General features: G+C 74.7%; 11 protein-coding genes. 6 read left to right on the forward strand and 5 right to left on the reverse strand.

Features of this window, described 5'->3' with window-relative positions; genetic code table 11:
- Window positions 1–123 precede the first annotated feature (123 nt).
- The 5 genes from ACI8AG_RS10800 to ACI8AG_RS10820 all read right to left on the reverse strand — a co-directional run bounded on the left by ACI8AG_RS10800 (window position 124) and on the right by ACI8AG_RS10820 (window position 5856).
- Window positions 124–1884: an acetyl/propionyl/methylcrotonyl-CoA carboxylase subunit alpha gene (locus tag ACI8AG_RS10800; RefSeq protein ID WP_456597044.1), complete on the reverse strand. Its 1761-nt coding sequence runs from the start codon at window positions 1882–1884 to the stop codon at window positions 124–126.
- 94 nt (window positions 1885–1978) lie between these two features.
- The gene (locus tag ACI8AG_RS10805) at window positions 1979–3262 is read right to left on the reverse strand and encodes a hypothetical protein (protein ID WP_456597045.1); all 1284 of its coding nucleotides are present in this window, start codon (window positions 3260–3262) and stop codon (window positions 1979–1981) included.
- Window positions 3263–3344: 82 nt separating this feature from the next.
- Window positions 3345–3953 (reverse strand): Maf family protein, encoded by a 609-nt coding sequence (locus ACI8AG_RS10810; protein ID WP_456591146.1) that lies wholly within the window; start codon window positions 3951–3953, stop codon window positions 3345–3347.
- Window positions 3950–4231 carry an acyl-CoA carboxylase subunit epsilon gene (locus tag ACI8AG_RS10815; protein ID WP_456591145.1) on the reverse strand — a complete coding sequence of 94 codons (282 nt, stop codon included), beginning with the start codon at window positions 4229–4231 and terminating at the stop codon, window positions 3950–3952. Before ACI8AG_RS10815 ends, ACI8AG_RS10810 begins: the two co-directional genes overlap by 4 nt.
- The gene (locus ACI8AG_RS10820; protein WP_456597046.1) at window positions 4228–5856 is read right to left on the reverse strand and encodes an acyl-CoA carboxylase subunit beta; all 1629 of its coding nucleotides are present in this window, start codon (window positions 5854–5856) and stop codon (window positions 4228–4230) included. Before ACI8AG_RS10820 ends, ACI8AG_RS10815 begins: the two co-directional genes overlap by 4 nt.
- A 185-nt stretch (window positions 5857–6041) precedes the next feature.
- Here ACI8AG_RS10820 and ACI8AG_RS10825 point away from each other — a divergent pair, with 185 nt between their 5' ends.
- From ACI8AG_RS10825 to ACI8AG_RS10850, 6 genes are all read left to right on the forward strand, one after another.
- Window positions 6042–6899, forward strand: a complete 858-nt coding sequence (locus ACI8AG_RS10825) for a biotin--[acetyl-CoA-carboxylase] ligase (protein ID WP_456597047.1) — start codon at window positions 6042–6044, stop codon at window positions 6897–6899.
- A gap of 118 nt (window positions 6900–7017) precedes the next feature.
- On the forward strand, window positions 7018–8442 hold the full coding sequence (locus ACI8AG_RS10830; RefSeq protein ID WP_456597048.1) for an acyltransferase family protein: 1425 nt from the start codon (window positions 7018–7020) through the stop codon (window positions 8440–8442).
- 46 nt (window positions 8443–8488) lie between these two features.
- The gene (locus tag ACI8AG_RS10835) at window positions 8489–9064 is read left to right on the forward strand and encodes a PH domain-containing protein (RefSeq protein ID WP_456597049.1); all 576 of its coding nucleotides are present in this window, start codon (window positions 8489–8491) and stop codon (window positions 9062–9064) included.
- A 76-nt stretch (window positions 9065–9140) separates the two neighbouring features.
- Window positions 9141–10289, forward strand: coding sequence for an exonuclease SbcCD subunit D (locus ACI8AG_RS10840; RefSeq protein ID WP_456597050.1), 1149 nt, complete (start codon window positions 9141–9143; stop codon window positions 10287–10289).
- Window positions 10286–13246 (forward strand): AAA family ATPase, encoded by a 2961-nt coding sequence (locus ACI8AG_RS10845; RefSeq protein ID WP_456597051.1) that lies wholly within the window; start codon window positions 10286–10288, stop codon window positions 13244–13246. Before ACI8AG_RS10840 ends, ACI8AG_RS10845 begins: the two co-directional genes overlap by 4 nt.
- Before the next feature lie 71 nt (window positions 13247–13317).
- Window positions 13318–14040, forward strand: coding sequence for an SGNH/GDSL hydrolase family protein (locus ACI8AG_RS10850; RefSeq protein ID WP_456597052.1), 723 nt, complete (start codon window positions 13318–13320; stop codon window positions 14038–14040).
- Window positions 14041–14065: the final 25 nt, after the last annotated feature.

Here is a 14065-nt window from a genome sequence, read left to right on the forward strand (position 1 = left end):
GGGGGGGGCGCGGCCCCCGCCCGCGCCCGCGCCCCCCCCCCCCCCGCCCCCCCCCCCCCCCCCCCCCCCCCCCCCCCCCCCCCCCCCCCCCCCCCCCCCCCCCCCCCCCCCCGACGCGCGGTCCTACTCGGCGTCGGCGATGGTGCAGATGACCGCGCCGCTGGTGACCGAGGCGCCGACCTCGGCCGCCAGGCCGGAGATCGTGCCGGCCTTGTGCGCCGTGATCGGCTGCTCCATCTTCATCGCCTCGAGGACGACGACCAGGTCACCGGCCTCGACGGTGGCGCCGTCCTCGACGGCGACCTTGACGATGGTGCCCTGCATCGGCGAGGTGAGGGAGTCACCGGAGGCCGCGGCACCGCCGCCCCCGCCGCCGCGCTTGCGGGGCTTGGCCGCCGCGCCGGGCGCCGCGCCGCCACCGCCGGCGGCGAGCCCGGCGGGCAGGGAGACCTCGAGGCGGCGGCCGCCGACCTCCACCACGACGGTCTGCCGCGGCGCCTCCTCGTCCTGCCCGGCCGGGACGGCGTCGTAGGGCGGGACCTGGTTGTCCCACTCGGTCTCGATCCAGCGGGTGTGCACCGTGAACGGCTCGCTGGTGAACGCCTTGTCGCGCACCACGGCCCGGTGGAACGGGATGACCGTGGGCATGCCCTCGACCACCAGCTCGTCCAGCGCGCGGCGGGCCCGCTGCAGGGCCTCCTCGCGGGTGGCGCCGGTGACGATCAGCTTGGCCAGCATCGAGTCGAACGCGCCGGCGACCTCGCCGCCGGCCTCGACGCCGGAGTCCCAGCGCACACCGGGGCCCTGCGGGATCTCCAGCCGGTTCACCGGGCCCGGGGCCGGCATGAAGTTGCGGCCGGCGTCCTCGGCGTTGATCCGGAACTCGATGCTGTGACCCCGCGGCTCGGGGTCCTCGGTGATCTCCAGCGGCAGGCCCTCGGCGATGCGGAACTGCTGGCGCACCAGGTCGATGCCGCTGGTCTCCTCGGAGACCGGGTGCTCCACCTGCAGGCGGGTGTTGACCTCGAGGAAGGAGATCGAGCCGTCGACGCCCACGAGGTACTCGACGGTGCCGGCGCCGTGGTAGCCGGCCTCCTTGCAGATCGCCTTCGCCGAGGAGTGGATGCGGGCGCGCTGGTCGTCGGTGAGGAACGGCGCGGGCGCCTCCTCGACCAGCTTCTGGTTGCGCCGCTGCAGCGAGCAGTCGCGGGTGCCGACGACGATCACGTTGCCGTGGGTGTCGGCGAGCACCTGCGCCTCGACGTGCCGCGGCTTGTCCAGGAATCGCTCGACGAAGCACTCGCCGCGGCCGAAGGCGGCGACCGCCTCGCGAACCGCCGAGTCGAACAGCTCCGGGATCTCCTCCATCGTGCGGGCGACCTTCAGCCCGCGGCCACCGCCACCGAAGGCCGCCTTGATGGCGACCGGGAGACCGTGCGCTTGCGCGAAGGCCACGACCTCGTCGGCGCCCCCGACCGGGTCCTTGGTCCCGGGCACCAGCGGGGCGCCGGCCTTGGTGGCGATGTGCCGGGCGGCGACCTTGTCGCCGAGGTCGACGATCGCCTGCGGCGACGGGCCGATCCAGGTCAGCCCCGCGTCGAGGACGGCCTGGGCGAAGTCGGCGTTCTCGGAGAGGAAGCCGTAGCCGGGGTGGATCGCGTCGGCCCCGGACTGCCGGGCCGCGTCGAGGATCTTCTCGATCACCAGGTAGGAGTCGCCCGGGGTGGTGCCGCCGAGCGCGAAGGCCTCGTCGGCGACGCGTACGTGCAGCGCGTCGCGGTCGGGCTCGGCGTAGACCGCGACGCTGGTGAGACCCGCGTCCTTGCAGGCGCGGGCCACGCGGACCGCGATCTCGCCACGGTTGGCGATGAGAACCTTCTGCACCGGTGTTCTCCCTCTCGTTCGGACGGCTCGGACTGTAGCCAGCAGGCCGCGTCGCCTCCGCGGCAGGGCTGCAGACGTCCGGTACCGGTACCGGTCAGCTCGCGGTGAGCGACCCGGCGAGGCGGCGCGTCAAGCGCACCATCCGCTGCGTTCGCTGCCGCACCCGCCGTCGGACCGGGTCCTGCTGTGCGTCGTCCGCGTCGGGGGCGACGGCCGCGGCCACCGGGGGATCCACCGGCTCGGCGGACTCCGGGCCCGCGGCCGGGGCGGGCGCGGTGGTGTCCGGGGCCGTCTCCGGGAGTGCCGCGGCGTCCTCCTCGCCCGGGTCCGGCGCGGCGTCGGTGGTCTCCGGCTCGGGCGCCGAGTGCGTGGGGATGAGCGCGACGATCGCGTCCAGGGCGGCATCGAGGATCTCCTCGGCCGTGGGTGCCGGCGCCTCGGCGGGCCCCGCCGGGGGCACCCGGAGCTCGTCGAGCTCCCCGACCACCTGGCAGCCGGCTGCGAGCAGCTCGTCCACCATCGCGGCGGCGCGGGCGACCACCCACGGCCGGGCGCTCGCGGGCACGGTCAGCGAGCCGGACGACGGGCGCTCGGCCAGGACGTCGACGGCCACGTGGTGGGTGATGCGGGCGGCGTAGGTCGGCCAGTCGATGCCGTAGTCCAGCCGCTCGTTGAGCCGGCGGAGGAGCTCGGCCTCCGCCCGGCCCAGCGACTTGTTGCGCCGTCCGTCCGGCGGGGTGGCGAGGGCAGGGTCGACGCCGACCACCTGGGCGAAGCGCTGCCACAGGGTGGCGGGGTCGGCCCCCCGCGGCGGGACGGTGACCAGGTGCACCTGGGTGGCCGGGAGCTCCGCCCCCCACCGCTCCACGAGCGCCGGGAGGTCCTGGCGGAGCCACAGCGCCCGGCCGTACCAGGTGTCGCTCCAGGCCCCGGACCCCACGGTGGCGAGCCACTCGTCGAAGGGCAGGTAGTGCCGGTTCTTGACGTCCTCCTGCCAGACGGCGGGCAGCTGCCGGGACAGGTCGCGAGCGGTGACGACCACGTGCACCTCGGCGAAGGAGAGGTCGGCGTGGACCCGCGCGATCGCCTCCGGGGGCAGGTCGCCGAAGAGCTCGTGGGAGATGACCGTGGTGCCCTCGTGCGCCCGCGCGGCCTCGACCAGCCGGTTCCAGGCCCCGTCCAGCGCGGGGTCGACCCAGCCGTTGAAGCCCTCCTGCTTCAGGTCCAGCGTGGCGTGGAAGTGCGCCTCGGGCGCGTCGCCCGGGTAGAGGACCCCGGCGTCGGCCAGGGCCGCCCGGGAGTTCCAGAGCAGGTCCTGCAGGTAGGTCGTGCCGGACTTCGGTGTACCGACATGAACGATCACCCGGTGCGCACTCATGCTCACCATGGGTACCTGTCGCCGTCGGTGATCGCCATCCGGGAGTGCCATCCCTTCACACCTGTCACACGCGGCCCGACGATCAACGTCGCCAGAGGTCGGTGATGGTCAGCCCCCGCTTGCCCAGCTGGGTGCGCAGCACCGTCAGCGACAGCCCCACGACGGCCGCCGGGTCGCCCTCCACCCGGCGGACGAAGGGCGCGCCGAGCCCGTCGAGGGTGAACGCGCCGGCCACCGCGAGCGGCTCACCGGTGGCCAGGTAGGCCTCCACCTCCGGCGGGGTCGGGTCGGCGAAGTAGACGACGGTGGAGGCCACCGCGATGTCCCGGCTCACCACGGACCCGTCCCGGACGTCGAACAGGGCCTGACCGGTGTGCAGGACGCCGGAACGCCCGGCCATCCGCCGCCAGCGGTCGCGGGCCTCGGCGGCGTCGGCCGGCTTGCCCTGCGGCCTCCCGGCGAACTCCAGCAGCGAGTCCGCGCCGATCACCAGTGCGTCGGTCTCCCGCTTGGCGACGTCGGCCGCCTTGGCCGCGGCCAGCAGGGCGACGGTCTCGGCGACCCGGGGGGCGGAGTGCGCCGACTCGTCCACCTCGCTGACGACGACCTCGGGGGCGAGGCCGGCCTGGCGCAGCAGCGACAGCCGGGCCGGTGAGGCCGAGCCCAGGACCAGCCTGCGGTCGGCGCTCATGCCGGGCTCCCGGCCGCGCGCCACCCACCGGGGCCGGCCTGCAGCGGACGGCGGTGGGTGCGCCCGTAGGACGCCCACGCGCCGACCGGCGCGGGAGGCCGGCGGCGGGTGCGGCGCTGTGAGAGGGCGGCCACCACAACGGTGAGGGCGGCGAGTTCGGCAGGCGTCGGCTCACCCTTGACGACGCGCAGCAGCGGAGGAAGGACTCCCTGCTCCCCACCACTCGCAGGCTCGCGGCGGGCACCCTGCAGGGGGCCGCCCTCATCGGTCGCCTTCACAGCGGGATGTTCCCGTGCTTCTTGGGCGGCAGCGTCTGGCGCTTGTTGGCCAGCACCCGTAGCGCCTTCGTCACCTGGACGCGGGTGTGCGACGGCGGGATCACGGCGTCCACGTACCCGCGGTCGGCGGCGATGTAGGGGTTGGCGAGCGTGTCCTCGTACTCCGCGATGAGCTCGGCGCGGCGGGCGTCGGGGTCCTCGGCGGTCGCGAGCTCCTTGCGGTAGAGGATCCCGACCGCGCCCTGCGCCCCGACCACGGCGATCTGCGCGGTGGGCCACGCCAGGTTCACGTCGGCGCCCAGGTGCTTGGAGCCCATGACGTCGTAGGCGCCGCCGTAGGCCTTGCGGGTGATGACCGTGACCTTCGGGACGGTGGCCTCCGCGTACGCGTAGATCAGCTTGGCGCCGCGGCGGATGATGCCCTCCCACTCCTGCGACGTGCCCGGGAGGAAGCCCGGCACGTCGACGAAGGTGAGCACCGGGATGTTGAAGGCGTCGCAGGTGCGCACGAACCGCGCGGCCTTCTCGCTGGCATCGATGTCCAGCGTGCCGGCGAACTGGGTGGGCTGGTTGGCCACGACGCCGACCGGTCGGCCCTCGACCCGGCCGAAGCCGATGAGGATGTTCGGCGCGAACAGCGGCTGCACCTCGAGGAACTCACCGTCGTCGAGCACGTGCTCGATGACCGCGTGCATGTCGTAGGGGGTGTTCGCCGAGTCGGGGATGAAGGTGTCGAGCTCCCGGTCCTCGTCGGTCAGCGCGTCCGGGAGGACGGTCTCGACCGGCGCCATCTCGACGGCCGGCAGCGGGTCGAGGTTGTTGCTCGGCAGGTAGGACAGCAGCGCCTTGACGTAGTCGAGCGCATCGTTCTCGTCCTCGGCCAGGTAGTGCGCGACGCCGGACTTCGTGTTGTGCGTGCGGGCGCCGCCGAGCTCCTCGAGCGTGACGTCCTCACCGGTGACCGTCTTCACCACGTCGGGGCCGGTGATGAACATCTGGCTGGTCTTGTCGACCATGACGACGAAGTCGGTGAGCGCGGGGGAGTAGACGTGCCCACCCGCGGCCGGGCCCATGACCAGCGAGATCTGCGGGATCACGCCGGAGGCGTGCACGTTCCGCTGGAAGATCTCGCCGTAGAGGCCGAGGGAGACCACGCCCTCCTGGATGCGGGCGCCCCCGCCCTCGTTGATGCCGATGACCGGGCAGCCGTTCTTGATGGCGAAGTCCTGCACCTTGACGATCTTCTCGCCGTAGACCTCGCCGAGGCTGCCGCCGAAGACCGTGACGTCCTGGGAGAAGATCGCCACCGGGCGGCCGTCGACGGTGCCGTACCCGGTGACGACGCCGTCGCCGAAGGGGCGCTTGTCGGCCATCCCGAAGTTCGTCGACCGGTGCCGGGCGAACTCGTCGAACTCGGTGAACGAGCCCGGGTCCAGCAGCGCCTCGATCCGCTCGCGGGCGGTCATCTTGCCGGCCGCGTGCTGCTTCTCGACCGCGCGCTCGGAGCCCGCGTGGACGGCCTCCTGCACCCGGCGCTCGAAGTCAGCGAGCTTCCCGGCGGTCGTGTGGATGTCGACGTCGTCGGGGACCTGCTCCCCGGCGCTCTCCAGTTCGGCGGCACTCACGCGTCCTCGTTCTCCTCGCTGGCGCTCGTCGGCCGCCGTGGCGGCGCTGCTGTGCACGGGGCGTGGCCGCGCATGCGGGGCCACGGGATCCGTAGCGTAGGGGAGCCGCTCGTCCCCTTCCTTCCGGAGTCCCGCCCACGGTGCGAGCGCGCACCCCGCGGCGGCGCGTGGCTACCGTCTCCTCCGTGCCCGACACACCTTCCTCGCGCTGGTCGGACCTCGAGCGTCCCGCGCTCGACGCCTCCGCGCTGCAGGCCGCCCTGACCCGCGACACCGCCCTGTGGCGCTCGGTCGAGGTGGTCGACGAGATCGGTTCGACCAATGCCGCGCTGGCCGCCGCGGCCGCGGACGGCGCCCCCGAGGGCACCGTGCTCGTGGCCGAGCACCAGGTCACCGGCCGCGGGCGGCTCGACCGGGTGTGGACGTCGCCGCCGCGCGCCGGCCTGACCGTCTCCTTCCTCCTCCGCCCGGACGTGCCCGCCGCCCGCCGTGGCTGGCTGCCGCTGCTGACCGGGGTGGCGCTGGCGGAGTCGGTGCGGGAGGTGGCCGGCGTGCTCTCGACCGTGAAGTGGCCCAACGACCTGCTCGCCCGGGACGGGCGCAAGCTGGCGGGCATCCTGGCCGAGTCGGTCGGTGGAGCAGGGCAGCCGTCCGGGGTCGTCGTCGGCGTGGGGCTGAACGTGTCGACGTCGGAGGCTGAGCTCCCTGGAACGGGTACGTCGCTGTCGGTCGTCACCGGCGCGACCGTGGACCGCGGCCCGGTGCTGCTGGGCTTCCTGCGGGCCGTCGAGCGGCGCTACCTGGGCTGGCGCGATGCGCTGGGTGACCCGGTCGTCTCGGGTCTCGCCCGCGACTACCTGTCGTGGTCGTCGACGGTGGGCAGCACGGTCGAGGTGACGATGCCGGACGGGTCCGTGATGGTCGGCACCGCCCGTGCGATCGACTGGGACGGCCGGCTGGTCCTGGACACCGCCGAGGGGCAGGTCGAGCTCGCGAGCGGCGACGTCCGACACGTCCGCAGGAGTCGTGAGGGACGGGTGTGACTGGAGGCGCGGGCGAGGCGTCACGCATCGCGCGTCGGCCCCGGCGGACCGGTCCGCCACGGTAGTTTCCCCCCACCGCGGAGCCGACTCCGACTCCGCCGCAACGCTGGGGAATTTCGTGACCTCGACCGTCGAAGCACCCGCCACCCTGTCCGGAGAGATCCGGCCGCTCACCGGGCTGCGCATCGTGGCTGCCGCGTGGGTGGTCGTCTTCCACTTCATGTTCACTCCGGGTGATGCCTACACCCGCTTCTGGGAGCCGCTGCGCCCCGTGGTGCAGACCGGCGCGCTCGGCGTGGACCTCTTCTACGTGCTCAGCGGCTTCGTCATCACGTTGACGTACCTCGACAAGCTGGGTCGTCGACCGAGCGCCCGCGGCGCGATCCTGTTCTGGTGGGCGCGCATCTGCCGGATCTGGCCGGTGTACGCCCTGGTCACCACGCTCTTCGGCGGCTGGATCATCTACAAGAGCACCCGGGTGACCGACGGATTCCTCGTCTGGCAGGGGGTCCAGCCCGAGGTCAGCGTGTCCAGCTGGCTCACCCAGCTGGCGATGGTTCAGCTCTGGGACCAGCCGCACTTCGCCGGGGCGTCGTGGGTCGGGCCTGCGTGGTCGATCAGCGCCGAGTGGCTGGCCTATGTGGCGTTCCCCCTCGTCGTGCTGGTGCTCTGGCGGCTCCGCCGCCTCCCGGCGTGGATCGCCGGCCTGCTCGCCATCGGTTGCATGGTCCCCATGGCCTACGTCTGCTATCGCACGGGCAACCCGTACTACGACTGGAGCTGGGCCGCCCGGATCGGCGCAGGCTTCCTCTCGGGTGCGCTGACGTGTCTGGCGGTGCGGAAGATCCGCATCACCCCCCGCGCCGAGGGGATCGCGGCCGTGGTCGCGGCCTTGGCCCTGGTGGAGATCCTCGTAGGCCTGTGGTGGGGGTTCTGGCGTGGTCAGGGCGAAGCGGAGTACGGCGGCGTCGTGGTCCTCGCCTTCCCGGTGCTGGTCGGTTCGCTCGCCCTGTCCCGGCGTGGTCTGTCGCGGGCGCTGTCGACCGACGCGATGGTGCACGGCGGCCGCATCTCCTTCAGCCTCTACCTGGTGCACGTCCCGGTCTTCGAGATCTTCTGGACCGCGATGGGCTGGGAGTCGGCGTTGGCGCCGGGCAGTGCGATCGGCACTTTCCTGATTCCGCACGTGCTGGTGGGCACCCTGCTGCTGGCGCACCTGATGTACAGGTTCGTCGAGGAGCCCTCGCGTCTGTGGCTGCGTGGGCGCGGGCCGGCGCGCTGGCTGGGGACGCGTCAGGGCATCACTAGCCCGGGCGGCACGTCCCCGGCAGCGCCTGCGACCCCGCCGCCGGGGGAGCAGCCGCTGCTGCCGCGCGCCGGTGCCACGGTCGACGGAGGGGCCGGCCAGTACGCGCTGACGCGTTCCGGCGTCGCCGATGACATGGCCGACCCCGTTCCCCCTCTCGCGCCCATGCCCCTGCCCGTTCCGCGGAGCGACGCGCCGGAGACGGCGGACCGAGTCCGGCACGCGGCGCAGCACTGACCGGCGGCTACGTGACGTCGGGGCGCGGGTCGGCCATCCTGGCACGGTGGCCTACCCCGACAAGCTCCTCGCCGACGACGAAGAGGTCGTGCGCCACCTGCACCCGCACTGGCTGACGATCTTCTGGCCGGTCGTGGTCTTCCTGCTCGTCATCGGGGGCGCGTCCTTCGGCGCCGCCCTGATCCCCCCGGGGCGCCAGCAGGGCATCTACCGGCTGGCGATCGTGGGCCTCGCCGTCCTGCTCCTCGTGTGGCTCGTCGTCGTCCCCCTGCTGCGGTGGCGGACGACGCACTACGTGGTGACCACCCACCGGCTGCTGTTCCGCGAGGGGATCCTCGCCCGCCGCGGCCGCGACCTCGGGCTGTCGCGGATCACGGACGTGTCGTACCGGCAGACGCTCTGGGAGCGGATCGTCCGCTCCGGCACGCTCACCATCGAGACCGCCGGCGACGGCGGCCCCACCGTGCTGCGGCAGATCCCCGACAGCGACGGGGTGCAGCAGCTGCTCAACGTCATGATCGAGGAGGACGCGGAGCGCCGGGCCCGGGAGAACGCCGGTTACGTCCGCGGCGAGGAGGGGTGGCCGCCGCCGGAGGGGTGGCGCTCCACCGAGATCCTCTGACGTCCACCGGATGTGACGGGTCCGTCACGGCGCGCCTCGGCGGTTCTGTCGTACCCCCTCCCTACCTTCTGCGGCTATGCGGCTGCTGCACACCTCCGACTGGCACATCGGCCGCACCCTGCACGGCACCGATCTGCTCGCCGAGCAGGAAGAGGTCCTGAGCGAGCTGGCCACGGTGGTCGCGTACGAAGGCGTCGACGTCGTCGTCGTCGCCGGTGACGTCTACGACCGGGCGGTGCCCTCGGCCGACGCCACCGCCGTGCTCGACCGGGTCGTCGGCCGGCTGCTGGCCACCGGGGCCCGCGTGGTGCTCACCCCCGGCAACCACGACTCCGCTCGCCGGCTGGGCACCTTCTCCGGTCTACTCAGCGCCGCGGGCCTGCACGTCCGAGCGGCGACCCCGCGGCTCGACGAACCGGTGCTGCTGGCCGACGAGCATGGCGAGGTCGCGATCTACGGCATCCCCTACCTGGAGCCCGAGGTGGCCCGGCACGAGCTCGGCGTCCCCGGCGCCCGTGGGCACGAGGCGGTGCTGCGGGAGGCGATGGACCGCGTGCGCGCCGATCTCTTCCTCCGGCCGGGGGCGCGCTCGGTGGTGCTCGCGCACGCCTTCGTCGGTGGCGGCGTGGCGAGCGACAGCGAGCGGGACATCTGCGTCGGCGGCGTCGACCTGGTGCCGGCGTCGGTCTTCGACGGCGTCGACTACGTCGCGCTCGGCCACCTGCACCGCCCGCAGACGCTCAGCCCGCGGGTGCGTTACAGCGGCTCGCCGCTGGCCTACTCCTTCGGCGAGGCCGGGCAGCAGAAGCAGGCCTGGCTGGTCGAGCTCGACGCAGGCGGGCTGGCCGGCGTCCGGGCGGTCCCGCTGCCCACCGCGCGGCCGCTCAGCGTGCTCACCGGCACGCTCGAGGAGCTGCTGGCCGAGCCGGCGCACGAGCCGGCCGGGCAGCACTTCGTCTCCGCTCGGCTGACCGACCCGACGCGACCCGCGGACCCCATGCGCCGCCTGCAGACCCGGTTCCCGCACTGCGTGCACCTGGACTGGACCGGTGCCGGCGCGGTGATCGAGCGCGGCAGCTACCAGGAGCGGATGCGCGGGCGTAGCGCGCTGGAGATCGCCGACGAGTTCGTCAGCGCGGTGCGGGGCGTGCCGGCCGGCGCGGCCGAACGTGAGCTGCTGTCGCGGGCGCTCGGGGCCGCCGACCGCGAGGACGCCGCCCGATGAGGCTGCACCGGCTGTCGCTGACCGCCTTCGGGCCCTTCGCCGGCACCGTCGAGGTCGACCTCGATGAGGTGGGGCGCGACGGGCTGTTCCTGCTGTGGGGTCCGACCGGGGCGGGCAAGACCACGCTGCTGGACGCCGTCGTGTTCGCCCTCTACGGCCGCGTCCCGGGCGCGCGCGGCGAGGAGAAGCGGCTGCGCAGCGACCACGCGGATGCCGTCACGCGGACCGAGGTCAGCTGCGAGCTGACCCTCGGCGACGAGCGGTTGCGCGTCGTCCGGCGGCCGGAGCAGCAGCGGCCCAAGAAGCGCGGCGAGGGCTGGGCGACCGAGCAGGCCAAGCTGGTGGTCTCCCGGCTCACCGACGGCGGGTGGGAGCCGGTCAGCACGCGCATCGACGAGGGGTCCGAGCACCTGCGCACGCGGCTCGGGCTCGACGTGCACCAGTTCTGCCAGGTGGTGCTGCTCCCGCAGGGCGACTTCGCGCGGTTCCTGCGCGCGGAGCCGGAGCACCGCACCGAGCTGCTGCGCACGCTGTTCGACGTCGACCGCTTCGCCCGGGCCGAGGAGTGGCTGGCAGAGGAGCGTGCGGCGGCCCGCGCACGCACCGAAGACGCGCGCTACCAGCTGGGCACGCTGCTCGACCGGGTCGCCCAGATCGCCGACGTCGAGGTGCCCGAGGAGCTCGCCCCGGAGCTGGTGGGCGCGGGGGCGGGCGGGGGAGTGCTGCGCTGGGTGGCGGAGGTGCGGGCCACCGCGGCCGGGCGCCTGGCGACGGCCACCGCGCGGGCCGATGCGGCCGCCGCCGAGACGGCCACCGCGGACGCCGAGCTGACGGCCGCCCGCGCGCTGGCGGGACGGCACGACCGGCGCGACCAGGCCACCGCGGAGCTCGCGGCGCTGGAGCGGCGGGAGCCGGAGCTCGCGCCGCTGCGGGCCGAGCGCGACGCCGCCCGCCGGGCCGAGCCGTTGCGCGACGTGCTCGCCGCGGCCCGTTCGGCCGGGCGGGCGGCAGAGCGGGCCGCGGACGACCTGGCCGGCGCCGTGGCGGCCTGGCAGCCGGTCGCCGGGGGCCGCCGCGCCGACGGTGTGGTCGCGCGCGAGCTGCGCGACCAGGCCGCCGAGGCGCGCTCACTGCTGCCCGAGGTGGAGCGCGCCCGCGCCCTGGAGCGGTCGATCGCCGCGCTCGACCGGCAGGCCCGCGAGCTGGCCGACCGGTGCCGCGCGGGAGAGGAGGCCGTCGCCGCGCTGCCGGGGCTGCTGGCCGAGCAGGAGCAGGAGGTGGGAGCGGCACGGTCGGCCGCCGCGGAGCTGCCGGGCCTGCGCGCCGCCCTGGAGTCCGCGGAGGCGGCTCTCGCCGCGGGACGAGCGGCCGGGGAGCTGGACCGCACGCTGCGGTCGCTGCGCGAGGACGTCGCCCGGGCGCGGGACGCCCGCGCCGACGCCCGGGAACGGTGGCTGGACCTGCGCGCCCGGCGGCTGGACGGGATGGCCGCCGAGCTCGCCGCCGGGCTCATCGACGGCGCCGACTGCCCGGTCTGCGGCTCCACCGAGCACCCTCGGCCGGCGGAGCTGGGCGGCGAACGGGTCACCGCGGCCGACGAGGACGCCGCGCGGGCGCTCGCCGATGCAGCCGAGGCCGCGTTCACCGGGGCCGCCGGCCGGCTGGAGGCCGTCGAGCGCGAGCTCGCCGGCCTGCGGGCGCGGGCCGGGGAACTGCCGGTGGACGAGCAGGCCGCGCGCGTCGCGGAACTGGCGGCGGCCGAGCGCGTCGCGGCCGGGCTGGCCGCCGGGCTCCCGCCGGCCGAGGCGCGCCTCCAGCGGCTCCTCGACCAGCGCGAGGAGGCGGCCGGGCGGCTCGCCGTCGACCGCGAGGAGCTCCGGGCCCGCACCGCCGAGCGCGACGCGCTGACGACCGGCCTCGCCGAGCTCGGCAGCCGGCTGGACGCAGCCCGCGGCGGCGACGCAGACCTGGCCGCCCGGGTTGCCCGGCTGTCGGCCGCCGCGGAGGCGTGCGAGGCGGTGGTGGCCGCCGAGGTCGAGAAGCTGCGTGCCCGCGCCGAGGCCGAGTCGGCCCGCCGGACGGCGGAGGAGCGCGCCGGGGCCGCAGGTTTCCGCGACGTCCAGGCCGCGGCGGCCGCCCTCGCCGGCGCGGGCCGTCTGGCGCAGCTGGATCGGCAGCTCGACGAGCACGACCAGCGCGTCGCCGTGCTGCGCGCCCAGCTGGCCGCCCCGGAGCTCGCCGACCTCCCCGACCGGCCCGATCTCGCCGCGCTCGAGGACCGCTGCGCGGGAGGCACCCGCCGGCGGGAGGAGGCCGTGGCCACGCTCGAGCAGGCGCGCCGCTGCACCAGTGCGCTCGACGACCTGGTCGGGAAGGTGACCGCGGCGGAGCTGACCCTGGCCGAGCTGCGCGCCTGGGCCGACCAGGTCACCGGGCTGGCCGACCTAGCCCACGGCCGGGGGGCGAACACACGAAAGATGCGACTGCAGTCGTTCGTGCTCGCCGCGCGCCTCGAGCAGGTGGCCGAGGTGGCCAGCCGGCGGCTGCTGGACATGTCGGGGGGTCGGTACACGTTCCTGCACAGCGACGCGCAGGGGCGACACGGCGCCCGCGGTGGTCTGGGGCTGGACGTGTTCGACGAGTACACCGGCGCCCGCCGCCCCACGAAGACACTCTCGGGCGGGGAGAGCTTCATGGCATCGCTGGCGCTGGCGCTGGGGCTGGCCGACGTCGTCACCGCGGAGACCGGCGGCGTCCGGATCGACACCCTGTTCGTGGACGAGGGGTTCGGCACCCTCGATGCGCAGGCCCTGGACGCGGTGATGACGGTCCTGGACGAGCTCCGCCGGGGCGGACGCACGGTGGGCGTCATCAGCCACCTGGAGGAGCTGCGCACCCGCATCCCGACCCGGCTCGAGGTGATCGCCGGCAGGAACGGCTCCCGCCTGGCCGGCTGAACTATCCGGGCTTCGGGCGACCCGCCCTGTCCTGCGGATCGGTCGTCGACGGGGTGAGGCACGATTGGGCGGTGCCTTCCCCCCGCCACGCGCAGCTCCGCCGCTTGCTCGCCATGCTCCTGGCCGCGTCCTGGCTGGCGGGGTGCGGGGCGTCCAGCGCGCCGGAGAGGCAGGCGCGGGAAGGGGAGCCGGCGGGGCAGGGAGGGCAGGCGGAGCAGGGAGGGCAGGAGGCGAGTGCCGCCCCCTCCCACGACCGGACCTTCGTGGTCGTCGGTGACTCCATCACCGCAGGCATCGAGGAGGCGCTCCGCGGATCGGACGTCGACGCACCCAGGTCCTGGGTGCCCGCCGCGGTCGGTGAGCCGTTGACGTTCCTCGGGGGCTGGGCCACGCCAGGCGCGACGATCGAGGACATGCGGGAAGGGGTGACCGCCTACCAGGCGGATGTCCTGGTGCTGATGGGCGGGACCAATGACCTCCACGCCTCCGTGCCCTGGGACGTGAGCGAACGGAACCTGCGAGAGATCGTCGAGGCTGTCGGCATCGACGAGGTCATCCTCGCCGCCGTGCCCCCACTGAACTCTCTGCCGGCGCAGGCCGTCGAGCACAACCACCGTTTGGAGGAGCTGGCCGGACGCTCGGGGTGGACCTACGTGGACCCGTGGACGGAGGTCCGGCAGGACGGGGCCTACGTCGACGGGGCGAGCGAGGACGGCGTCCATCCGGTCCCGGCCGTGGCCGACCAGGCCGGCGAGCGGATCCGGGAGGCCGTCCTGGAGGCCACCGAGGGCTGACCGGCCCGGTGTCGCTAGCCTCTGC

This window comes from Blastococcus sp. SYSU DS0552 (assembly GCF_054050815.1).